Genomic DNA, 20,938 nt, shown 5'->3' on the forward strand with positions numbered 1-20,938 from the left:
ATAAATCTGAAAGGGTAAATACTTTGGCACGAGACTACTACGGCATTCTCGGCGTCGACCGGGAAGCCACGGAGCAAGAGATTAAGAAGGCGTACCGCAAGCTCGCCCGCAAGTACCACCCGGACGTGAACCCGTCCGAGGAGGCAGCGGAGAAGTTCGCGGACATTTCGCTTGCGCAGGAGGTCCTGCTGGACCCGAAGAAGCGCAGCATTGTGGACCGCGGCGGAGACCCAATGGAGCAGGGCGGCGCGGCCGGGCCCGGCGGCGGCTTCGGTGGATTCGGCGGCGTCGGCGACATCTTCGAGGCGTTCTTCGGCGGGGGCGGCGCGGGTCGCGAGCCGCGTTCGCGCGTGCAGCCGGGCAACGACGCCCTGCTGCGCACCCAGATCACGCTGGAAGAGGCGTTTGCCGGCGTGAAGAAGGACGTCACCGTGGACACCGCCGTGTTGTGCAACAAGTGCCAGGGCTCCGGCTCCGAGTCGGGCGCCAAGCCGGAAACCTGCGACTACTGCCAGGGTCAGGGCGCGGTGCAGGAGATGCAGCAGTCCTTCCTGGGCAACGTAATGACCACCCACGAGTGCCCGAAGTGCCACGGCTACGGCGAGATTATTAAGGACCCGTGCCGTCAGTGCGCCGGCGACGGCCGCGTGCGCACCACCCGCGACCTCACCGTGAATGTCCCGGCCGGCATCGCGTCCGGCATGCGCATCCGCATGGCCAACCAGGGCGAGGTCGGCCACGGCGGCGGCCCGGCGGGCGACCTCTACGTGGAGGTCCACACCGCCCCGCACGCCGTCTTCGCCCGTGAGGGCAACGACCTGCACCTGCAGCTGCGCGTGCCAATGTATGACGCTGCGCTTGGCACCGATCTGGCCGTGGAGAACTTGGCCGGCGAGCAGACCACTATCCAGGTCCCGGCCGGCGTGCAGCCGGATGAGGAGATCGTCCTGCACGGCGAGGGCATGCCGCGACTGCGTGCCGAGGGCGCGGGCGACATGGTCGCGCACGTGAAGGTGGTCGTGCCGACCGATCTGAGCAAGGACGAGCGCGCCGCGCTGGAGCAGCTGCGCGAGTCTCACGACGACGAGGCGCGCGTGCACTCCAGCGAGGAGTCCGGCGGGGAAAGCTTCTTCTCCCGCATGCGTGGTAAGTTCCGCCGCTGATGAGCCTGCCGTACTTTTACGCCGCGCAGCCAAACTCCGGCGAGCTCGACGGCGCCGAAGCGAAACACGCCCACGTCAAGCGCATCGGCCCGGGGGAGCACATCATGCTTGTCGACGGCCACGGCAACGCCGCCGAAGTCGTCGTCCGGGACTGCTCGCGCGACCGTGTCGTCGGCGACGTGGTGGCCGAACACACCGAAGCCGCGCCCACGCCGCGCGTCACGCTCGTGCAAGCGGTGCCGAAGTCGGACCGCGCCGAGCTGGCCGTCGACCTCGCCGTGCAGGGCGGCGCGGACGCCATCATTCCCTGGATCTCGCACCGCACCATCGCGCGGTGGGGGAACGACAAGCAGGCGAAGCAGGTGCAGAAGTGGCAAAACCAGGCAGCCGCCTCCGCGAAGCAGTCGCGCCGGGCGTGGCTGCCTAAGGTCCACGACGCGATGACAACCAACCAACTCAAGGACCTCATCGCCGGCAAGCCCGCGGTCGTGCTGCACGAAGATGCGACCGACTCCATCAAGGACCTTAACTTCGGCGACGAGATTTTCCTCATCGTCGGTCCGGAGGGCGGCATTGGCCAGGATGAGTTAGATTTGCTCGGAGCCCACCCCGTGCGGATGGGGCCGCAAGTCCTGCGCACAGCGAGCGCCGGGTTCGCGGCACTTTGCGCCATCGGCGCGTTGACGTCTCGCTGGTAGTGTTGAGGAGCAGCATGCAAAATCCAGTTACCCGCAAACTCGAATTGGACTCCGCTTACGCCCAGGCCGTCCTCGGAGTCAACGACGGCAACCTGCGGGTCCTCAACCGGCAGCTCGCCGCTGACATCCACGCGCGAGGCACGACGCTGACGCTGCGCGGTGCCGAGGCGGACGTGGCCTACGCGGCGCGCGTCGTCGATGAGCTTGAGTCCATGGCGCGCCGTGGTGTGCCCGTTGACCCGGACTCCGTCGTCCACGCCGCCCGCATTATGGAGACGGACACGCCAGAATCCGCGTCCGAGATCCTCGGCGCCGAGATCGTCGCCCGCCGCGGCAAGGTGATCCGCCCCAAGACCGCGGGCCAGCGCCAGTACGTCGATGCGATTGATGAGCACACCATCACCTTCGGCATCGGCCCCGCCGGCTCCGGCAAGACCTACCTGGCCGTGGCGAAGGCGGTGCAGGCGCTGCAGGCCAAGGAGGTCAAGCGCATTATCCTCACCCGCCCCGCCGTGGAAGCAGGCGAAAAGCTCGGCTTCCTCCCGGGCACGCTGAACGACAAGATTGACCCGTACCTGCGCCCGCTCTACGACGCGCTGCGGGACATGTTGGACCCGGAGATGATCCCCAAGCTCGTCGACGCCAACATCATCGAGGTCGCCCCCCTCGCCTACATGCGCGGTCGCACCCTGTCGGACGCGTTCGTGATCCTGGACGAGGCGCAGAACACCACCGGTGCGCAGATGAAGATGTTCCTCACCCGCCTGGGCTTCCGCTCGAAGATGGTGGTCACCGGCGACATCTCGCAGGTGGACCTGCCGCGCGGCACCGTGTCCGGCCTGCGCGTCGCCCGGCGTATTCTGTCCAACATTGACGACATCGCGTTCCAGGAGATGCGCGGCGAGGACGTCGTGCGCCACCACCTGATCTCCCGCATCGTCGCCGCGTACGACCGGCACGATGCCCAGAATTCGATGCGCTACGAAAAGCGCCAGCAGGAGCTTGAGCGCGAGCGCGAGGAGGAAGCCAGCCAGTGAGCATTGAAGTTCTCAACGAGTCCGGCGAGGCCGACGTCAACGAGCAAATGCTTATCGACGTCTGCTCGTTCGCCCTCCAAACCATGGACGTCCACCCGGACACCGAGGCCACGATCACGCTCGTGGATGAGCCGACGATGGCCGATCTCCACGTCCGCTGGATGGACCTTGAGGGCCCGACCGACGTGATGAGCTTCCCCATGGACGAGCTGACCCCGGGCGGCGGCCGCCCCGACGCGACCCCACTGGGCGCGGCGATGCTCGGCGACATCATCCTGTGCCCGGCGTTTGACCGCAAGCAGGCGGAGATGGCCGGCCACGATTTGGCGCACGAGCTCGCGCTGCTTACTGTCCACGGTGTCCTGCACCTGCTCGGCTACGACCACATCCAGCCCGCCGACGAGCGCGAGATGTTCGCGCTGCAGAACGAGATCCTCGCCGACTGGTACGACTCCATGACCGCGCGCGGGGTGGAGTACCAGCCGAAGCCGACCGGTGCGCACGCGTTCCCCTCCGCCGCTGACCGCGAGGAGCTCGACCTCCTGATGCGTGAGCGCGAGGCGCAGCACGCAGACCCCCACAGCTCCCACGGCACCAACGGACCCAACGCACCGACCCAGAACGAGAACTAACACCTCAATGCACAACACCATTTTCTACGGCATCATCGCGCTCGCGGCGATGCTGTTGTCCGGCCTTCTTGGCTCCGTCGAATCCGCCCTGACCCCGGTCTCCCGGGCGCGTGTGGAAAACATGGTGAAGGACGAGGTCGCCGGCGCACCGGCGCTGCTGCGCGTGGTCAACGCGCGCGCGAACCACGTCAACATGCTCGTGCTGCTGTCTACCACGCTGGACATCACGGCGGCGGTGTTCGCGGCGATCACAGCCATGGACCTCATTGACGCGGAAGGCTGGGCGATCACCGCGGCGATCGTGGCGGTAGCGCTGCTGCAGTTCAGCATCATCGGCGTCTTCGCCCGCACGGCTGGCAAGCGCAACCCGTACACCATCTCGCTGAAGGCGGCCCAGTGGCTCGTGGTGTTCCACGCGGTGCTGGGCCCGGTGTCCCGTTTCCTGATCAAGCTGGGCAACCTGTTCCACCCGGGCGCGGACTTCCGCGACGGCCCGTACGCCACCGAAGTGGAGCTGCGCGAGGCTGTTGACATTGCGCAGGAGAAGGGCGTGGTGGAGACCACCGAGGGCCGCATGATCCAGAACATCTTCGACCTCGCGTCCACTCACGCCCGCCAGGTGATGGTGCCGCGCCCGGAGATGATCTGGATCGAGAGCGAAAAGACGGCGCGCCAGGCCACGAGCCTGATGGTTCGCTCGGGTCACTCGCGCGTTCCGCTCATCGGCGAGAGCGTCGACGAGATCGTCGGCGTGGCTTACCTCAAGGACATGTTCGGCGACAACGGTGCCCCGGTCGACGCGTCGACGCAGCTGACCGGGCTGATGCGCGAACCGCTGTTCGTGCCGGAGTCGAAGCCGCTGGACGAGCTGCTCAAGCAGATGCAGCAGCAAAACACGCACATCGCAATCGTCATTGACGAGTTCGGCAACGTGGCCGGCCTCCTCACCATGGAGGACCTGCTGGAGGAAATCGTCGGCGAGATCACCGACGAGTTCGACGAGGACGAGGACGCCCCGATCGAGCAAATCGGTGAGCACCAGTTCCGCGCCCAGTCCCGCCTGCCGCTCGATGACTTGGTGGACTACCTCGAGGACCACTTCGATTACGAGGTCGAGTTCGACGACGAGCTCACCGACTCCGTGGACACCCTCGCCGGCCTACTGTCCTACCAGCTTGGCCGCGTCCCGCTCCCGGGTTCGTCGACGGTGATCGACGGCGTGCGCTACACCGCCGAGGGCGGCTTCGACCGCCGCGGCCGCATTAAGACGAGGACAGTGCTTATCGACGTCCCCGAACCCCCCGAAGAGCCACTGCCGACTGACGAAACGCGCTAAGATAGTACTTGTCAGTTTTCCTCTTGAAAGAGGCTTTTCCAATGCGTGCAGTGCGCTACTACGGTCAGAAAGACATCCGCGTCGAAGAGATTGACGCGCCGGAGGCAGGCAAGGGCGAAGTGCTCATCGACATCGCCTGGTGCGGCATCTGCGGCACCGACCTGCACGAGTACCTGGAGGGGCCGATCTTCTGCCCGAAGCCGGGCCACCCGCACCCGATCACGAGCGAAGAGCCGCCGGTCACCCTGGGCCATGAGTTCTCCGGCGTGATCTCCGCGCTGGGCGAGGGCGTGGACGACCTGGAGGTCGGCCAGCACGTCGTCGTCGAGCCGTACGTCCTGCCGGATGACGTCGACCCGAAGAAGCCGGGCCCGTACAACCTGCACCCGGACGTCAACTTCATTGGCCTGGCTGGCGGTGGCGGCGGCCTCTCCGAGAAGATCGCGGTCCCGCGCCGTTGGGTCCACACGATTTCAAACGACATCCCGCTGGATGAGGCCGCCCTGATCGAGCCGCTCTCCGTTGCCCACCACGGCTTTTCCGCCGCGGACGCGAAGGAAGGCGACGTAGCCCTGATCGGCGGCGCCGGCCCGATCGGCGTGCTCACCGCCGCGGTGGCGAAGGCATACGGCTGCACCGTGGTCGTCTCCGAGCTCTCCGAGCTGCGCCGCCAGAAGGCGCTCGACGCCGGCGTGGTCGACTACGCCATCGACCCGAGCAGCCAGGACCTCAAGGAAGAGATCATGAAGATCACGGACGGCAAGGGCGCGGACGTCGCTTTCGAGGCCACCTCCGTGAACGTGGTGCTGGACCAGCTGGTGGACTGCCTGAAGCTCAAGGGCACCCTGGTCGTGGAGTCCATCTGGTCGAAGAAGGCATCGCTGGACATCCACAGCGTCGTCATGAAGGAGCTGACGCTGCGCGGCATCATCGGCTACGCGCACGACCACGAGCAGACCATCAAGCTCGTCGAGTCCGGCAAGATCGACCTCAAGCCGTTCATCACCGGCAAGATCGGTTTCGACGGCGTGGTCGACGAGGGCTTTGACACCCTGATCAACCGCAACGAGACCGCGGTGAAGATCCTCGTTTCCCCGGAGCTGTAGGGAATACGAGGAAATTCTCGGGGCTGCGTTTGTGGCCCCTAACGCCCCCGTCGCAAAGCGGCGAGGGCACAATAGGTGGTATGAGTAACATTCTCTCCATCCAATCCGCAGTTGCGTACGGGCACGTGGGCAACTCGGCCGCCGTCTTTCCCCTGCAACGCATCGGCCACGAGGTGTGGCCGGTGTACACCGTCAACTTTTCCAACCACACCGGTTACGGTCACTGGACCGGCCCGATGATCCCGGCCTCGGATGTCGCGGACATCATCAAGGGCATGGATGAGCGCGGCGCCCTCGAGCGTGTCGACGCGGTGCTTTCCGGCTACCAGGGCGGCGACGACATCGCCGACGTGATCGTGGAGGCTGTCGCGCAGGTCAAGGCCAAGAACCCGAACGCCATCTACGCGTGCGACCCGGTGATGGGCAACGCCAAGTCCGGGTGCCACGTCTCCGACAACATCCCGCCGCTGCTGCGCGACAAGGTCGTGCCGGCCGCCGACCTGATCACCCCGAACCAGTTCGAGCTGGGCTACCTCACCGAGCGCGACGTCAACGATCTGGATTCGACGCTGGCCGCCGTGGACGCCGCCCGCGAGATGGGGCCGTCGACCGTGCTGGTCACCTCCGTCGAGCGCCCCGACGCGCCGGAGGACGTCATGGAGATGATCGCCGTGGATGACAAGGGCAAGTGGATCGTGCGCACCCCGCGCCTGCCGTTTAAGCGCAACGGCTCCGGCGACGTGACCGCCGCCCTGTTCACCGGCCACTACCTGCGCGGCGGCGACGCGGCGGACGCGCTGGCTCGCACCGCAAGCTCCGTGTACGACATGCTGCGCCTCACCCACGAGGCGGACTCGCAGGAGCTCAAGCTTGTGGAGGCGCAGGACTACTACGCCAACCCGCAGCTGCAGTTCAACGTGGAAGCGCTGTAGTGAACATCGTTTCGCTGCAGTCGGCGGTGGCGTACGGGCACGTGGGCAACTCGGCCGCCGTGTTCCCCATGCAACGCCTCGGCCACGAGGTGTGGCCGGTGCACACCGTCAACTTTTCAAACCACACGGAGTACCCCACGTGGCGCGGTCCGGTACTCGGCGCGGACAACGTGCGCGAGATCCTACGCGGCATGGAGTTCGCGTTCCCGCAGGTGGACCTGTTTGTCAGCGGGTACCTCGGCACCGCCGAGATGGCGGAGGTGGTGCGCGACGCCGTCGTGGCCATCAAGGAGGCCAACCCGCAGGCACGCTACGTGTGCGACCCGGTGATCGGTAACTCGGAGGTCGGCTCGTTTGTCAACGAGGACATCCCCGACGTGTACACGGAGACGCTCATCCCGCTTGCCGACGCCATCACGCCCAACCAGTGGGAACTCTCGCTGCTGACCGGCCGGCGCCTCGACCAGGCGGGCAGCACCTCCGAGGCTGCGTACGCCGCGTACGCCGCAGACGCGGAGTACACCGAGGCGCTCGCAGACGCCGCGCGGTCGCTGTGCAGCAACGCGCTCATCACCTCGGTGGAGACGGGGGACCCGGAGACGATTGGGATGGTCGACGTGGCGTCGACAAGCGTCCTGCGCACTGACGCCCCGCGGCTCGGCGGCAACGTTGTTGGCGCGGGCGACCTGGCGACGGCGCTGTACGCGGCGCTCATCGACGCCGCGCCGCAGCAACGCCTCGACCACCTCGCCGGGACGATGGGCGCGATGGTGCGCGCGGTGCGCGAGCGCGGGCTCGACGAGCTGCCGCTCGTTGAGCTGCAGGAGTGCATCGTCGACCCCGCACGTACCGCCTAGGCGAAGGACGAGCGCGGTGCGCCGATGCCCGGGTCGATGCGCGGCGGCTCGCCGGCGCCGGGGCGGATGTCAATGTCAAAGATTTCCGTCGGCAGGTACACCGTGGCGCATGCGTTCGGAATGTCCACCACGCCGGAGAAGCGGCCCTCGATCGGCGCCGCGCCCAGCAGCAGGTAGGCCTGCTCCGGGGACCAGCCGAACGTGGTGAGGTAATCGATGGCGTGGAGGCACGCGCGCTGGTACGCCAGCTGGGAATCCAGGTAGCGTTGCTCGCCCTCGAGTGTGACGGAGGTGCCGGAGAACGCGAGCCACTGGCTGTACTGCGGCTCGACGTTGCCCGGCATGAAGATGGCGTTTTCGGTCACGCCGTACTTGGCCATGCCGTCCTTGATCACGTCGACGTGGAAGTCGATGAAGCCGCCCATCTCGATGCCGCCGCAGAACGTGATCTCGCCGTCGCCCTGGGAGAAGTGCAGGTCGCCGACGGAGAAGTTCGCGCCGTCGACGTAGACGGGGTAGAACACGCGCGTGCCCTTGGACAGGTTCTTGATGTCCTGGTTGCCGCCGTTTTCGCGCGGCGGGGCGGTGCGGGCGCCCTCGCCGGCGACGCGGTCGAAGTCCGCGCCGGTGAGCGAGCCGAGGATGGCGTGGTCGGGCTCCGGCGGCAGCGCGAGCGGCGGGACGCGCTCCGGGTCGGTGGCGATGAGCGCGGCCTCGCGCTGGTTCCACTTGCCCAGCAGCTCGTGGGACGGGGCGGTGCCCATGAGGCCCGGGTGGATAATGCCGGTGAAGCTCACGCCCGGGATGTGGCGCGAGGTCGCGGTCTGGCCAGTGAAGTCCCACACCGCCTTGTACGCGTCGGGGAACTGGTCGGTGAGGAAGCTGCCGCCGTTCTTCTTGGCAAAGATGCCGGTGTAGCCCCAGCCCTGGCCGGCGAGCGGGCCCTCCTCCTGCGGGATCGGCCCCACGTCCAGGATGTCCACAACCAGCAGGTCGCCCGGCTTCGCGCCTTCGATGCGGAACGGGCCGGAGAGCGCGTGGACCTTGTTCAGCGGCGCGTCGCGGATGTCGTCGGCGCTGTCGTCGTTGTGGATGTCGCCGTCGAACCATTCGCGGCAGTCAACGCGGAAGGTGTCACCGGGCTGCACCGTCTGGATCGCCGGGATGTCGGGGTGCCAGCGGTTGTGGCCGACGGTCTCCTGATCCGGGAACGGCTTGGCGGAATCGAGTGGGAAAAGATTCTTCGGCATGCTGCCTCCTAAGGCTTCGGAAGTTTGGCGTGTTGCGGGTTGTGCGAGACCGGGGTGGCGCGCCGGTTGCCGGCACGCGGGACCGAGTTCACGACCGCGGGTTCGTATGCGCTCTTCTGCGTTGCCTCCACCAGCTGGGCCTTTCGCTTATCGACGCTTCCCACAGCCGGTGCACTAATCACCCTCGTCGCCTGCTCGCCGCAGTCCTTGCAGTCCGTCGTGCGCGACTCGGAGGACATGGGAAGAAGCCGCTCGGTGGTGTGGCCGGTTGGGCAACGAAATTCATAGAAAGGCATCTGCTTCACTTTCTTTTTCAGCAGTGGGTGCAATCACAAAAGCACGGCCAGTGTAACGCATACCGAGTAGGGGTACGCGGACACCGGCCGCCGATCGGGGGTGGCGCGCCCCCGACTACGGTGGCGGGCATGGCACAGCAACGCAGACACCGGAACCACCGAACCGACGCGCGGAGCTCGCGCCCCGCAAGGCGGCGCGGCACCATCGACCAGCTGGATCGGATGTGCCGCGACATCGACGGCGCCGGCTACGGCGCGTACAAGAAGCTCGCGGGCGAGTACGAGGGCGGCGAGTTCCGCCTGGTGGTGGACAAGGTGCAGTCGGACCCGTTCGCGTCGCCGTCGAAAATCCGCGTCATCGTGCCGCGCGATGCGCTCGATGTGGGCGGCGAGTTCACCGCTACGCGCGGCGACCGCATCGCCGTCGCCGACGTGCTGGCGCGCGAGGCTGCGGCACTCCTGCGCTCCGGCGGCGCGCCCGGCCGCGGAGGGGGAAGCGGCAAATCCAACACCATCAGCATCGGGGCGCTCGGCCAGGAGGTCCTTGAGCGCACCAACGTGCTGGTGGGGGAGCGCGAGGTGGAATTCCGCCTGCTCGTCGGGCTGCCCGCGCGCGGGCGGCGGGTGCTGGGCAAACAGGCGGCGCAGCTGCTCACGCAGGACGTCCCCCGGCTCGCGCTGCGGGCTGCGGCGGTGTCGCGCCAAGCCCTGGAAGACGCAGTGTGGCTGCTCCGGGACCAGGAGGCGCTCCGCGCCGAGCTGCCGGGCCGCGGGCTCGTCGCGTTCGTCGCCGACGGCGCGAACCTCCCGCGCGCATCGGGCGCGAGCGACCTGCCGCTCAGCGGCGGCGTCCCGTTCCGCAGTCCGGAGCCGCTGCGCGTCACGTTCGACCTGCCTAGCGGCCGCACCGTCACCGGGATGGGCGTCCCGGAGGGGCTCACCGTCATCGTCGGCGGCGGCTACCACGGCAAGTCCACGCTGCTGCGCGCACTTGAGCGCGGCGTGTACCCGCACACGCTCGGCGACGGCCGCGAGTTTGCCATCACCCGCGCCGACGCCGTGACGGTGCGTGCGGAGGACGGCCGCCCGGTGACGTCGCAGGACATCTCCGCGTTCATTGCCAACCTGCCCAACGGCGCCGACACCGCGCACTTTTCCACCGCCAACGCCTCCGGTTCCACGTCCCAAGCAGCCAACGTTATCGAGGCTCTCCAGGCGAGTGCGAGCACGTTGCTTATCGACGAAGACACCTCCGCCACCAACTTCATGATCAGAGACACCGTGATGGCGGAGCTCATCGCCGCCGACCGCGAACCGATCACGCCGTTCAGTGCGCGCGTCCGCGGGCTCTACGAGGCACTCGGCGTGTCGACGGTGCTGGTCGCCGGCGGCTCCGGCGCGTACCTGGGGCTCGCGGACACCGTGATCGCCCTGGACGCCTACGTGCCGAGCGACGTGACAGAACGGGCCCACGCGGTCGGGCGCGGGCACGAGCCAGCGCAGCTGCCGGTCACACCGGAGATGCTCGCGCCGGATGCGCGCACGCTGTCGGGTCCGACTTTTGTCTCCGGCGGCTCAGGCGGCTCCGGCGGCGGGCGGCGCCGCGGGCCGAAGGCGCGGGGGCAGGACACCATCAGCGTGGGCAAGAGCGACATCGACATGTCCTTCCTGCCGCAGCTGGCCGGGGCGCCGCAGACGGCGGCGATCGCCGCCGCGCTGGAGCGGCTGGATGAGTTGTGTGGCCGCGGCGGGGCACCGGTGGCGGTGGGCGTCGAGAAGCTGCTCGGCGAGCTCGAGTCCGGCGGGCTCGCGGCACTCGTGCCGGGGCGCGCGCACCCGGGGCACCTCACGGCGCCGCGGCGGTTTGAGATCCTGGCCGCGGTGAACAGGTGCCGGGGGCTTCGCACCGGGTAGGATTACGCGCCATGAGCACTTTCTTCCCCGACGAGGCCGACCTGCCAGACGACGCGCGCGCCGATGCCACCGGCGGCACGGACGCGGCGCCCCGCCCGACCGTGCCCGGCTTCACCGACACGCCGGAGGGCTTCCGCTCCGGGTTCGTCAGCTTTGTGGGCCGGCCCAACACCGGCAAGTCCACGCTGACCAACGCGCTCGTGGGCGAGAAGGTGGCCATCATGGCGGACCAGCCGGAGACGACGCGCCGGCCGATCCGCGGCATCGTGAACCGGGAGGACGCGCAGGTCATCATCGTGGACACGCCCGGCATGCACCGCCCGCGGACGCTGCTCGGCGAGCGGCTCAACGACGTGGTCAAGGACACCTTCGCAGACGTCGACGTCATCGGGTTCACGGTGCCCGCGGACGAGAAGATCGGCCCCGGCGACCGTTTCATCCTGGACCAGATCCGCCGCATCAAGCCGAACACGCCGATCGTTGGCATCGTGACCAAGCTGGACAAAGCCTCGCGCGATATGGTCGGCGAGCGCCTGCTCGCGCTGCACGAGCTGCTTGGCGGCGACTGCGAGGTGGTGCCGGTCTCCGCCACGGACGGCGTGCAGACGGACGTGCTGATGGACATCCTGGTTGGCCAGCTGCCGGAGGGGCCGCGCTTCTACCCGGTCGGCGACGTCACCGACGAGGACCTCGAGGCGCGCATCGCCGAGCTGATCCGCGAGGAGGCGCTGCAGGGGCTTCGCGACGAACTGCCGCACTCCGTGGCCGTCCAGATCGATGAGATGGTGCCGGACCCGGAGAACCCGAACCGCACCATGATCTACGCCGTGATCTACCTCGAGCGCCCCGGTCAGCGCCGGATCCTGGAGGGGCCGAACGGCCGCCGCCTGTCCGGGATCACCCACCGCTCACGCCAGCAGATCATGGACCTGGTAGGCCACAACGTGTACCTTGACCTGCGCCTGAAGGTGCTGAAGAACTGGCAGCAGGACCCGAAGGCGCTGGGCCGCCTTGGCTTCTAAGGCGACTCGGCCTACTCGGTCTTCGAGGCCTTCGCGCCCGGGCCGCCCGTCCTGGCGCGACCGCGCGTTCGTCGTCCGCACTTACGACTTCGGCGAGGCCGACCGCGTCGTCGTCCTGCTCACGCGCTCCCACGGCTTGGTCCGCGGCGTGGCCAAGGGCGTGCGCAAGGCGCGCTCCCGGTTCGGCTCCCGCCTGCAGCCCTTCGTCGACTTGGACGTACAGATCTACCCGGGCAAGGGATTGTCTACAATCACCGCCGCCGATACCGTGGCCTACCACGGCGCGCGCATCATCGAGGACTTCGAGCGGTACGCCGCGGCGTGCGCGATCCTGGAGGCGGCGGACAAACTCGCGTACGAGGAGGCGGACCCCGAGCTGTTCGACCTGGTCAAGGACGGCATCCGCCAGCTACAGACGACGGAGGCGCCGACGCAGGTCCTCGACGCGTTCATCCTGCGCGCCACCGACCACGCCGGCTGGGGGCTGTCGCTGTACAACTGCGCGAACTGCGAGAAGCCTGGCCCGCACCGGGCGTTCAACGCCGCCGTCGGCGGGGCGGTGTGCACGAACTGCCGCCCGCCGGGGTCAATGACTGTGGCGGAGGAAACCCTGCACGCGATGTGGCTGCTCGCGCGGGGCTATGAGTACACGCCAGACTCGGCGACAGCGGAGTCGACGGTGGAGGCGCAGGTGCACCGCGCGGCGACCGCGCACCTGCAGTACCACCTGGAGTCCGGGTTGAAGAGTTTGCGAATGATGGAACAGGCATAATAAGGGCATGACTTTGCGCCAGATCGATCCGGAATTCATCCCCCGCCACATCGCACTCGTGATGGACGGCAACGGCCGTTGGGCGCAGCAGCGCGGCATGAAGCGCACCGAGGGGCACAAGCGCGGCGAGGCAGTGCTCATGGACTGCGTCGATGCCTGCATCGAGATGGGCACGGTCGAGTGGCTGTCGGCCTACGCGTTTTCCACGGAAAACTGGCGCCGCGCGGCGTCCGAGGTCCGCTTCATCCTCGGCTTTTCCCGCGACGTGCTGCACCGCCAGCGCGACGAGCTGAACGAGAAAAACGTTCGCATCGTCTGGGCCGGCCGGCGCCCGCGCCTGTGGCGCTCGGTGCTGCGCGAGCTCGAAGCCGCCGAGGAGCTCACCCAGGACAACACCGGACTTACGCTCGCGATGTGCATCAATTACGGCGGCAGGGCAGAGATTATCGACGGCGCACGCCAGCTCGCCACCGACGCCCGCGACGGCAAGATCCGCCCGCAGGACATCAACGAGCAGACGTTTTCCAAGTACCTCTACCGGCCCGACATGCCGGACGTGGACTTGTTCCTGCGCCCCAGCGGCGAGCAGCGCACCTCGAACTTCCTGCTCTGGCAGTCGGCCTACGCGGAGATGGTCTACCAGGACAAGCTGTTCCCGGACTTTACCAAGGACGACCTGTTCGACGCGGTCTACGAGTACGCCAAGCGCGACCGGCGCTTCGGCGGCGCGGTGGATAAGTTCGCGGAGAAGTAAGGTTACGCGTTGGCGTCGAGAAGCTTCCTGCACTCGGCGCAGATGCCGTAGATCTCGGCGTCGTGGGCGACCAGCCGGTAGCCATACGAGTTCGCGGTTTCGCGCGCCCAGGCCTCGATGGGCCCGCCGTCGATCTCCTCGCTGCGGCCGCACTTCGTGCACACGAGGTGATGGTGGTGGTGCTCGGTGATGCAGTGGCGGTAGAGCGTCTCGCCGTCGGCGTTCTGGAGCACGTCGACGGCGTCGATCTCCGCGAGCGACTGCAGCGTGCGATACACCGTGGTCAGGCCGACCTTCTCTCCACGCGCATCCAGCTCGGCGTGGATTTCTTTGGCGGTGGCGAACTTATCGACGTCGCGTAGCGTCTCCACCACCGCCGTGCGCTGGCGCGTCATGCGCGCTCCGAGTTTGGGGATGGGCTCCTTCGGCGTCCTCTGGTGCTGCTGTGCCATACCTATCTACGGTAGCGCGGCTACTCCACCGGCTGCCGCGGGGTCTGCGGAACGATCCCGGGGTCCGCGGTGGGAGCCACGGTGGGGGACATCGTTGGTGGGGCCATGATCGCCGCGCCCATGCCGGCGCCCGCGCCGGGGGAGGTCGGCGCATCGCCGTGTTCGCGCGCGCTGCGCTTCGCGGCCAGATCGTCGCGCTCGGCGTCCGCTTCCTCCGCCACCTTGGTCACCCGGGTGGCGGCCCGGGAGAGCGCGAAGATGACATCTCCGGCCTCCGGCACCACAAGGCTGTAGATCACCTCGCGGCCGGAGCGCGAGGAGGTGACCAGCCCGGCGGACTTGAGCACGCGGAGGTGCTGCGAAATTAGCGGCTGCGACTTTTTCAGGTTGGCCACCAGCTCGTGGACCACGTGATCGCCGTTGTACAGCATAAGCAAAATCTGCAGCCGCAGCTCGGAGTTCAGCGCGCTGATGAGCTCCGCGGTTGCGTCGAGGTTTGCTGGGGCGCTTCGTTTACGTCGTGCCAAGGCGCCGCCCCTTTCTAATTGCTGTGGGCGTTCTCAGAATTCTCAGTTTAGGAAATTTACGAGGCTTTTGCCAGTTTCTTGCCCAAGGGCTTGAGCGGGCGTGGGGCATTCGCGCGGTGCGCGCCCCATGCGCATACGCCGAGCGTGCGCTAGGCTACACTAGCACCGTTACCCGAAACCGGATTACAGGAGGCTATCCGTGCCCGCCAGCAAGATCGATACCGTTGTCAACCTCTGCAAACGCCGTGGACTCGTGTTCCCCGCGGGCGAGATTTACGGCGGTACGCGCTCGGCATGGGACTACGGCCCGCTGGGCGTAGAGCTGAAGGAAAACATTAAGCGCCAGTGGTGGCGCCACATGGTGCAGTCCCGCGACGACGTCGTGGGCGTGGACACGTCCGTGATCCAGCCGCGCCAGGTGTGGGTGTCTTCCGGCCACGTCGAGGTCTTCACGGACCCGCTGGTGGAGTCCCGCCATACCGGCAAGCGCTATCGCGCCGATCACCTCATCGAGGCGTACGAGGAGAAGCACGGCCACGAGCCGGAGAACGGCCTGGCAGACATCAACGACCCGGAGACCGGCCAGCCCGGCGACTGGACCGAGCCGAAGGCGTTCTCCGGTCTGCTCAAAACCTTCCTGGGCCCGGTGGATGATGAGCAGGGCCTGCACTACCTGCGCCCCGAGACCGCCCAGGGCATCTTCGTCAACTTCAAGAACGTGATGACCTCGTCGCGTATGAAGCCGCCGTTCGGCATCGCCAACATTGGCAAGTCGTTCCGCAACGAGATCACCCCGGGCAATTTCATCTTCCGCACCCGCGAGTTCGAGCAGATGGAGATGGAGTTCTTTGTCAAGCCGGGAGAGGATGAAGAGTGGCACCAGTACTGGATTGATGACCGCTACAACTGGTACGTCGACCTGGGCATCAAGGAGGAGAACCTCCGCCTGTACGAGCACCCGAAGGAGAAGCTGTCGCACTACTCCAAGCGCACCGTGGACGTGGAGTACGCCTTCGGCTTCAAGGGCTCCAAGTGGGGCGAGCTGGAGGGCGTGGCCAACCGCACGGACTACGACCTCTCGGTGCACGCGAAGGGCTCCGGCGAGGACCTGTCCTACTACGACCAGGCCAACGAGGAACGCTGGATCCCCTACGTCATCGAGCCGGCCGCCGGCCTGGGCCGTTCCATGATGGCCTTCCTGGTGGACGCGTACGACGAGGAAGAGGCGCCCAACGCCAAGGGCGGTACCGACAAGCGCGTCGTCCTGCGCCTGGACCGCCGCCTGGCCCCGGTGAAGGTGGCAGTGCTGCCGCTGTCCAAGAAGGAGGAGCTGTCCGTCCCCGCCCGCGAGCTGTCGAACACGCTGCGCAAGCACTGGAATGTCGACTTTGACACCTCCGGCGCGATCGGCCGCCGCTACCGCCGCCAGGACGAGATCGGTACGCCGTTCTGCGTCACCTACGACTTCGACACCCTCGAGGACAACGCGGTCACTGTCCGCGAGCGCGACACGATGGAGCAGGAGCGCGTGAAGATTGACGAGCTCGAGGCCTACCTCGCCGCCCGCCTGATCGGGGCATAAGCGCGATGCACTACGTCAGCTGGGACCGCTCGGATCGGGACAACCTGAAGTTGCTCGCCGAGGCAGGCCCCGAAGTGCTCGGCGAGTTCACGCACGACCGCGCCGTCGTGGCGGGGCAGCAGTGGGAACTGCTCGCGTCGCCGGAGTCGGGTGCGGTGGCGTCGCGAGGCGGCAGCGAGTTCGTGCGCGCGCACGATTCGCTGAAGCGCGCGAAGCAGATCCGCGTCGACGTGGAGGGCCGCACCTACCAGATGGTCGCGGAGACCTCGAAGAACTGGATCGTCGACGATGCCTCCGGCACGAAGGTCGCCCAGTTCACCTCCGATCACAACGGCGTGCGCAAGGCCATCCTGGAGTTCGAGGGCGAGACCGAGCTTTCGCTTCTCGACGTCGCCGCGCTCGCCTGGGTATCCCGCGAAATCTTGGAGGCGCGCAAGATCGTCTCCTCCAACGTGCTGATCGCAACGCTCCTGCTCTTCTCGCTTGTTGCCGTGCTAGTGTTCGTGCTGTGATTTGGCGCGACAACCTGCTGATCCGCGAGGACGATGAGCCACCCGCCGGGGGCGGCGCGCGCCTCGCTGCGGTGGAGGACGGCACGCTGCGCTTCGGCGCCACGACCCTCCGCTTCACCAGCGAAAACCCGGCTGACCTGCGCGCTGAGGGCGCGCACGGCGAGCAGTTCGCGTTCCGCAAAACGTCGCTCACCGTCGCACGCTACGCCGCGGACTGCAACGGCGCCGCATACGAGCTCAACCGGACAGGGCTGCGCCCGCGCCGCGAGATCGTTGACGCCCAGGGGAACATCGTCGCGCTGACCGTCGCGCGCGCGAACGGCGATCTCGCGGTCACCGTCCCGCGGGAGATCACCGTAGACCTCGTGTTCATGACGTGGTGCTTGACGCTTATCGACGCCCCCGTGCGTCGCACCCGCTACTAATCCGCCCTTATTCTGCGTCGTGCGGCGAGCCGACGTAGACGCTCTCGCCCCGGCGTAACGCCGACACGAGCTGCTCCAGTGTTTCGCGCGCCGCAGCCGAGCTGGAGCAGCGGCGGAGTGCGTCGAGCTCGTTGAGGTCTTCGGGGGTGAGTTGCTTGGTGATAAGCGCCCTCATCGTGAAAACCTCCCGCTTCCGCTCGTGGTGGCTGGCTGATGTTTGCCAACCAAAGCTTATGTGGATCTAATGTATCGCAGCTGTGATTCAGACACTACGGAACCCCGGCCGTTCTAGCAACGGGACACCTGTCTGTGCTGCTAGAACGTGCCGCCGCGACTAATGTTGCCGCCTCCGCCACCGCCGGAGAAGCCGCCGCCACCGCCACCGCCGCCAAAGCCGCCGCTGAGAATCGCGCCCCACATGGCTGCGCGCGCGATGTCGCCGGCGGTCTGGCGGTTCTGCTGGGAGCGGTAGTGGTCCACGTCGTCCTTGGCCGCCTGGTAGGCGCGGCGCGCGGTGTCCGTGGCGGCGCGGGCGAAGTCGATCGCGCCGCGGGTGTCGCTGGTCCGCCGCTGGTGTGCCTCGGCGTACTGGCGCTGGGACTCGGCGAGCAGGGAGCGTGGGTGCGAGCCGATGATGCGGCCGCGGGAGCGGATGAGGTCTTCGGCCGACTGGATCTGGGTCGTGGCCACCTGCATTTGCTGGGTAAACAGCTGGAGGGCGCGGGATTGGTCGTTGGCCACGCCCTTGGCGCGGTCCAGCTCGGCGTCGATGCGCCCGTCCAGGTCCGTCAGCTCGGTATAGAGGGCGAGCGGATCGGTCTCAGCGCGGTCGCCCATCTGTGACAGGGCCTCGCGGGCCTGCGCGGCGATGGCGTCCAGGGATGCGACGTCGATACGCGCGCCCTGCTGCGTGGAGCCCTTAACCTGGTCGATTTCGCGCAGCTCGCCCTCGATCTCCTTGATCAGCGCGGGCAGGTTGTGCTGCGCCTTGGCCAGGTTGTCCTCGGCGTGCTCGATGGCAGCGAGGTTGGTGTCGGCGACCTTGACGGCTTGGGTGGCGGTGGCGAGGACGTCGATAAGCGCGCCCTGCTGGCCCGCGGGCTTCGCGGCGAGCGCGCTGGCCTCGCTCAGCTGTTTCTCGGCTTCCGCGAGTGAGGACTCGGCGACGTCGACGTTTTCATCGATCGAGTGCAGCATCCCCTCGTTGTGGCGGCTGCGCAGCTCCTCCAGCGTCGCCTTCGCCGGCTCGATGCGCGCGCGGATGTCAATGGTGCGGGCGCGGAGCGTGTTCACCTCTTCGTCAGCGCGCATGAGCGTGCCGCGCATGGCGTTGAACTCATCCGTCTTCGCCTTGAGCGCCTCCTCGGCCTTGCCGCAGCTGGAGATGATGTCAATGAGCATGGCGCGCTTTTCCGGCTCGGTCTCCGGGATGGCGTCGTAGAGCTTCTGGTGGGTGTGAAACGCGCGCTGCAGCGTGGAGGTCGCCTGGTTCATCGCCGAGGTGAACGGGCGCACGCGCTCGGCGCCGAACTCCGCGGACGCCACCTGCAGCTCCTCCTTGCCCTGCGTGATCGACTCGTCGGCGGCGACGAGGGCGTCGCGCGCCACCTGCTCGAGCGTCGGCGTGGGCAGGCGGCCGAGCGAATCGGTGTCGCCGGGCGTGAGCGCCTTGGCGGACTCGAGTTGCTTCGCGTTCTGCTTCTTGGTGTTGCGGCGCGACGCTACGTAGGCGCCGCCGCCGGCGAGCGCGAGCACGCCGACGCCGCCCGCGGCCCAGCCGGCGCCCGAGCCGCCATCGGAACCGCCGCTCCCGGAACCGCCCTTGCCGCTGATTGCGGCCTCAGCCGCAGCGGTGCCGACGCCCGCCCAGTCCTTGGCCGACAGCTTCTCATAGGCAGCAGCGTCCATCGCGTCGATGTCCTTCTGCGTCCAGTCGTTGCCGCCGAAGACGCCGTAGGCGCGCTCGTCCGGCGCGACGACCAGCACGGCGGTGTTCGCGCCGTTCGCGGCGACGGCCTGCTCCGCCCACTGCGGGCCGGTCAGGGTGCCCAGCGAGCTCGCGTACACCACGCGCAGCGAGAGGTGCTTCTCCTGGCTCACCTTCGTCACGGCGTCCTTGACGCTGGCCAGCTCTGCCTCGGAGAGCACGCCCGCCTCGTCCGTGACGGGCTGCGCGAGCTTGCCCGGCGCCGTCGCGGTATCCACGGCCTGCGCGAGGACGGCCGGTGCGTCGGGGGTTGGCGGGGTGGCGTGGGCGGCGGTCATGGGGGCGTCGATAAGCAATGCCCCGGCGATGAGCGGCGCGGTTGCCACGATGCGTAGATAGCGCGAATTCATGCCAACTAGGGTAGTCGCAACCGGGGAACGCGCGCTGCAGCCTTTACGCTTGGGGCGTGTACACCTATACAACTGAGGATTTCGCCCGCCGCGCGGCGGAGGCCCCGAAGCAGGCGCAGATCGCGCCGGAGCAGGACACGCGCGACGCCTTCGCGCGCGACCGGGCCCGCGTGCTGCACTCCGCCGCGCTGCGCCGGCTCGCGGATAAGACGCAGGTGGTCGGCCCCCGCGACGGCGACACCCCGCGCACGCGCCTGACGCACTCGCTGGAGGTCGCGCAGATCGCGCGCGGGATCGGCAGCCGCCTCGGCCTGCACCCCGACCTGTGCGAAATGGCCGGCCTGACCCACGACATCGGCCACCCGCCCTACGGCCACAACGGGGAAAACGCGCTCAACGCCGTCGCGCCCTGCGGCTTCGAGGGCAACGCGCAGACCCTGCGCATCCTCGCGCGCCTCGAGCCCAAAGTGCTTATCGACACCACCTCATACGGACTCAACCTCACCCGGGCCTCCCTCGACGCCGCCGTGAAGTACCCGCGCACCCGCACCAACGCGGACGGCTCCCTCAACCGCAAGTACTCGGCCTACGACGAGGACGCGGACGTGCTCGCCTGGGCGCGCGCCGGCCACACTGACGACCGACCGCCCATGGAAGCCCAGGTCATGGACTTCTCCGACGACATCGCCTACTCCGTGCACGACGTGGAGGACGGCATCGTCTCCGGCCGCGTCTCGCTGCAGGTCCTGTGGGACTTCGTGGAGCTTGCTGCGCTGGCGCAGAAGGGCGCGGACGCCTTCGGCGGCACGGCGGACCAGCTCATTGACGCCGCCGATCGCCTCCGCTCCCTGCCCGCCATCGCCGCGGCCGCGGACTTCGACTTCACGCTGCGGTCTTGGACGGGGCTGAAGTCCCTGACCTCGCAGCTGGTGGGGCGCTACGTCGGCGCGGTCACCGAGGCCACGCTTGCGAGCCCAGCGAACCAGGAGCTCGCCACCGGGCTCGGCCGGGCGCACGGCGTCCTCGTCGTCCCGCCCGACGCGGAGGCCGAGGTCCGCCTGCTCAAGACGGTCGCCGTCCTCTACGTGATGGACCTGCCCGCCCACATCGCGCGCCAGGACCGGCAGCGCGAGCGCATCTTCCGCGTCCACGAGTACCTGCGCGCCGGCGCGCCCGGCACGCTGGACACCGTGTTCCGCGCCTGGTTCGAGGCCGCGGACACGGACCTGGAGCGCGAGCGGGTGATCGTGGACCAGATCGCGTCGATGACGGAGTCGCGGCTGGAGCGCGTGGCGGACAAGGCGGCCGCCTTCGACGGGTTCCTGTAGCTCCGC

The 20,938-nt window shown here is 67.9% G+C and carries 22 protein-coding genes; 16 read left to right on the top strand and 6 right to left on the bottom strand.

Features of this window, described 5'->3' with window-relative positions; all coding sequences use genetic code 11:
• The first annotated feature begins 23 nt into the window (after nt 1-23).
• The 8 genes from dnaJ (at nt 24) to pdxY (FPH17_RS06815) (ending at nt 7,761) form a co-directional block, all read left to right on the top strand.
• On the top strand, nt 24-1,163 hold the full coding sequence (gene dnaJ / locus FPH17_RS06780; RefSeq protein ID WP_095537311.1) for a molecular chaperone DnaJ: 1,140 nt from the start codon (nt 24-26) through the stop codon (nt 1,161-1,163).
• Nucleotides 1,163-1,861: a 16S rRNA (uracil(1498)-N(3))-methyltransferase gene (locus FPH17_RS06785; protein WP_154879355.1), complete on the top strand. Its 699-nt coding sequence runs from the start codon at nt 1,163-1,165 to the stop codon at nt 1,859-1,861. Before dnaJ ends, FPH17_RS06785 begins: the two co-directional genes overlap by 1 nt.
• A 14-nt stretch (nt 1,862-1,875) precedes the next feature.
• Nucleotides 1,876-2,898, top strand: coding sequence for a PhoH family protein (locus FPH17_RS06790; protein WP_095537309.1), 1,023 nt, complete (start codon nt 1,876-1,878; stop codon nt 2,896-2,898).
• A complete protein-coding gene (gene ybeY / locus FPH17_RS06795; RefSeq protein ID WP_154879357.1) occupies nt 2,895-3,530 on the top strand; it encodes an rRNA maturation RNase YbeY in 636 nt (211 codons plus the stop codon). Before FPH17_RS06790 ends, ybeY begins: the two co-directional genes overlap by 4 nt.
• A gap of 7 nt (nt 3,531-3,537) precedes the next feature.
• Nucleotides 3,538-4,866, top strand: coding sequence for a hemolysin family protein (locus FPH17_RS06800; RefSeq protein WP_095547377.1), 1,329 nt, complete (start codon nt 3,538-3,540; stop codon nt 4,864-4,866).
• 41 nt (nt 4,867-4,907) lie between these two features.
• Nucleotides 4,908-5,972 (top strand): 2,3-butanediol dehydrogenase, encoded by a 1,065-nt coding sequence (locus FPH17_RS06805; RefSeq protein WP_154879359.1) that lies wholly within the window; start codon nt 4,908-4,910, stop codon nt 5,970-5,972.
• An 80-nt stretch (nt 5,973-6,052) separates the two neighbouring features.
• Nucleotides 6,053-6,904, top strand: coding sequence for a pyridoxal kinase PdxY (pdxY, locus tag FPH17_RS06810; RefSeq protein WP_095547376.1), 852 nt, complete (start codon nt 6,053-6,055; stop codon nt 6,902-6,904).
• Nucleotides 6,904-7,761: a pyridoxal kinase gene (gene pdxY / locus FPH17_RS06815; RefSeq protein ID WP_154879360.1), complete on the top strand. Its 858-nt coding sequence runs from the start codon at nt 6,904-6,906 to the stop codon at nt 7,759-7,761. Before pdxY (FPH17_RS06810) ends, pdxY (FPH17_RS06815) begins: the two co-directional genes overlap by 1 nt.
• Here the strand turns inward: pdxY (FPH17_RS06815) and fmdA are convergent.
• Nucleotides 7,758-9,011 carry a formamidase gene (fmdA, locus tag FPH17_RS06820; RefSeq protein ID WP_095275496.1) on the bottom strand — a complete coding sequence of 418 codons (1,254 nt, stop codon included), beginning with the start codon at nt 9,009-9,011 and terminating at the stop codon, nt 7,758-7,760. The genes pdxY (FPH17_RS06815) and fmdA overlap by 4 nt on opposite strands.
• An 8-nt stretch (nt 9,012-9,019) precedes the next feature.
• On the bottom strand, nt 9,020-9,307 hold the full coding sequence (locus tag FPH17_RS06825) for an FmdB family zinc ribbon protein (protein WP_095535442.1): 288 nt from the start codon (nt 9,305-9,307) through the stop codon (nt 9,020-9,022).
• 129 nt (nt 9,308-9,436) lie between these two features.
• On the opposite strand from FPH17_RS06825, the gene FPH17_RS06830 reads away from it, so the two are divergent.
• From FPH17_RS06830 to FPH17_RS06845, 4 genes are read left to right on the top strand one after another with little or no spacing between them, the layout of a single operon-like run.
• Entirely contained in the window at nt 9,437-11,221 is a 1,785-nt protein-coding gene (locus FPH17_RS06830; RefSeq protein ID WP_269150539.1) for an ABC-ATPase domain-containing protein, read from the top strand.
• An 11-nt stretch (nt 11,222-11,232) separates the two neighbouring features.
• Nucleotides 11,233-12,243: a GTPase Era gene (gene era, locus FPH17_RS06835; RefSeq protein WP_095537301.1), complete on the top strand. Its 1,011-nt coding sequence runs from the start codon at nt 11,233-11,235 to the stop codon at nt 12,241-12,243.
• On the top strand, nt 12,233-13,015 hold the full coding sequence (recO, locus tag FPH17_RS06840; protein ID WP_122085160.1) for a DNA repair protein RecO: 783 nt from the start codon (nt 12,233-12,235) through the stop codon (nt 13,013-13,015). The genes era and recO overlap by 11 nt, the downstream gene beginning before the upstream one ends.
• Before the next feature lie 7 nt (nt 13,016-13,022).
• Nucleotides 13,023-13,769: an isoprenyl transferase gene (locus FPH17_RS06845; RefSeq protein WP_095553569.1), complete on the top strand. Its 747-nt coding sequence runs from the start codon at nt 13,023-13,025 to the stop codon at nt 13,767-13,769.
• A gap of 2 nt (nt 13,770-13,771) precedes the next feature.
• Here FPH17_RS06845 and FPH17_RS06850 read toward each other — a convergent pair whose 3' ends face one another.
• Nucleotides 13,772-14,221 (bottom strand): Fur family transcriptional regulator, encoded by a 450-nt coding sequence (locus tag FPH17_RS06850; RefSeq protein WP_154879362.1) that lies wholly within the window; start codon nt 14,219-14,221, stop codon nt 13,772-13,774.
• Between the two features lie 20 nt (nt 14,222-14,241).
• Nucleotides 14,242-14,748: an ArsR/SmtB family transcription factor gene (locus FPH17_RS06855; RefSeq protein WP_238397103.1), complete on the bottom strand. Its 507-nt coding sequence runs from the start codon at nt 14,746-14,748 to the stop codon at nt 14,242-14,244.
• 199 nt (nt 14,749-14,947) lie between these two features.
• Between FPH17_RS06855 and FPH17_RS06860 the strand changes: the two genes are divergently transcribed.
• Genes FPH17_RS06860 through FPH17_RS06870 form a run of 3 tightly spaced genes read left to right on the top strand, consistent with a single transcriptional unit; the run spans nt 14,948 to nt 17,267 of the window.
• A complete protein-coding gene (locus FPH17_RS06860) occupies nt 14,948-16,330 on the top strand; it encodes a glycine--tRNA ligase (protein ID WP_095535447.1) in 1,383 nt (460 codons plus the stop codon).
• 5 nt (nt 16,331-16,335) lie between these two features.
• Complete coding sequence (locus FPH17_RS06865) at nt 16,336-16,842, top strand: hypothetical protein (protein WP_095275504.1); 507 nt, start codon at nt 16,336-16,338, stop codon at nt 16,840-16,842.
• Nucleotides 16,839-17,267 carry a hypothetical protein gene (locus FPH17_RS06870; protein WP_154879364.1) on the top strand — a complete coding sequence of 143 codons (429 nt, stop codon included), beginning with the start codon at nt 16,839-16,841 and terminating at the stop codon, nt 17,265-17,267. The genes FPH17_RS06865 and FPH17_RS06870 overlap by 4 nt, the downstream gene beginning before the upstream one ends.
• Nucleotides 17,268-17,274: 7 nt before the next feature.
• On the opposite strand, the gene FPH17_RS11910 is transcribed toward FPH17_RS06870, so the two are convergent.
• Both FPH17_RS11910 and FPH17_RS06875 read right to left on the bottom strand, forming a co-directional pair.
• Nucleotides 17,275-17,442, bottom strand: a complete 168-nt coding sequence (locus FPH17_RS11910) for a hypothetical protein (RefSeq protein WP_167496787.1) — start codon at nt 17,440-17,442, stop codon at nt 17,275-17,277.
• Nucleotides 17,443-17,582: 140 nt separating this feature from the next.
• Nucleotides 17,583-19,604 (bottom strand): TPM domain-containing protein, encoded by a 2,022-nt coding sequence (locus FPH17_RS06875; protein ID WP_154879366.1) that lies wholly within the window; start codon nt 19,602-19,604, stop codon nt 17,583-17,585.
• A 56-nt stretch (nt 19,605-19,660) separates the two neighbouring features.
• Here FPH17_RS06875 and FPH17_RS06880 point away from each other — a divergent pair, with 56 nt between their 5' ends.
• Complete coding sequence (locus FPH17_RS06880; protein WP_154879368.1) at nt 19,661-20,932, top strand: deoxyguanosinetriphosphate triphosphohydrolase; 1,272 nt, start codon at nt 19,661-19,663, stop codon at nt 20,930-20,932.
• Nucleotides 20,933-20,938 lie beyond the last annotated feature (6 nt).

The sequence above is a fragment of the Corynebacterium gottingense genome, from assembly GCF_007559235.1.
Classification (GTDB): domain Bacteria; phylum Actinomycetota; class Actinomycetes; order Mycobacteriales; family Mycobacteriaceae; genus Corynebacterium; species Corynebacterium gottingense.

What these genes read in the sequence shown, in the direction of transcription:
- FPH17_RS06785 (WP_154879355.1), top strand. Translation starts at nt 1,163, where the DNA reads ATGAGCCTGCCGTACTTTTACGCCGCGCAGCCAAACTCCGGCGAGCTC.
- FPH17_RS06790 (WP_095537309.1), top strand. Translation starts at nt 1,876, where the DNA reads ATGCAAAATCCAGTTACCCGCAAACTCGAATTGGACTCCGCTTACGCC.
- FPH17_RS06800 (WP_095547377.1), top strand. Translation starts at nt 3,538, where the DNA reads ATGCACAACACCATTTTCTACGGCATCATCGCGCTCGCGGCGATGCTG.
- FPH17_RS06805 (WP_154879359.1), top strand. Translation starts at nt 4,908, where the DNA reads ATGCGTGCAGTGCGCTACTACGGTCAGAAAGACATCCGCGTCGAAGAG.
- pdxY (WP_095547376.1), top strand. Translation starts at nt 6,053, where the DNA reads ATGAGTAACATTCTCTCCATCCAATCCGCAGTTGCGTACGGGCACGTG.
- fmdA (WP_095275496.1), bottom strand. Translation starts at nt 9,011, where the DNA reads ATGCCGAAGAATCTTTTCCCACTCGATTCCGCCAAGCCGTTCCCGGAT.
- FPH17_RS06825 (WP_095535442.1), bottom strand. Translation starts at nt 9,307, where the DNA reads ATGCCTTTCTATGAATTTCGTTGCCCAACCGGCCACACCACCGAGCGG.
- FPH17_RS06830 (WP_269150539.1), top strand. Translation starts at nt 9,437, where the DNA reads ATGGCACAGCAACGCAGACACCGGAACCACCGAACCGACGCGCGGAGC.
- era (WP_095537301.1), top strand. Translation starts at nt 11,233, where the DNA reads ATGAGCACTTTCTTCCCCGACGAGGCCGACCTGCCAGACGACGCGCGC.
- FPH17_RS06845 (WP_095553569.1), top strand. Translation starts at nt 13,023, where the DNA reads ATGACTTTGCGCCAGATCGATCCGGAATTCATCCCCCGCCACATCGCA.
- FPH17_RS06850 (WP_154879362.1), bottom strand. Translation starts at nt 14,221, where the DNA reads ATGGCACAGCAGCACCAGAGGACGCCGAAGGAGCCCATCCCCAAACTC.
- FPH17_RS06865 (WP_095275504.1), top strand. Translation starts at nt 16,336, where the DNA reads ATGCACTACGTCAGCTGGGACCGCTCGGATCGGGACAACCTGAAGTTG.
- FPH17_RS11910 (WP_167496787.1), bottom strand. Translation starts at nt 17,442, where the DNA reads ATGAGGGCGCTTATCACCAAGCAACTCACCCCCGAAGACCTCAACGAG.
- FPH17_RS06875 (WP_154879366.1), bottom strand. Translation starts at nt 19,604, where the DNA reads ATGAATTCGCGCTATCTACGCATCGTGGCAACCGCGCCGCTCATCGCC.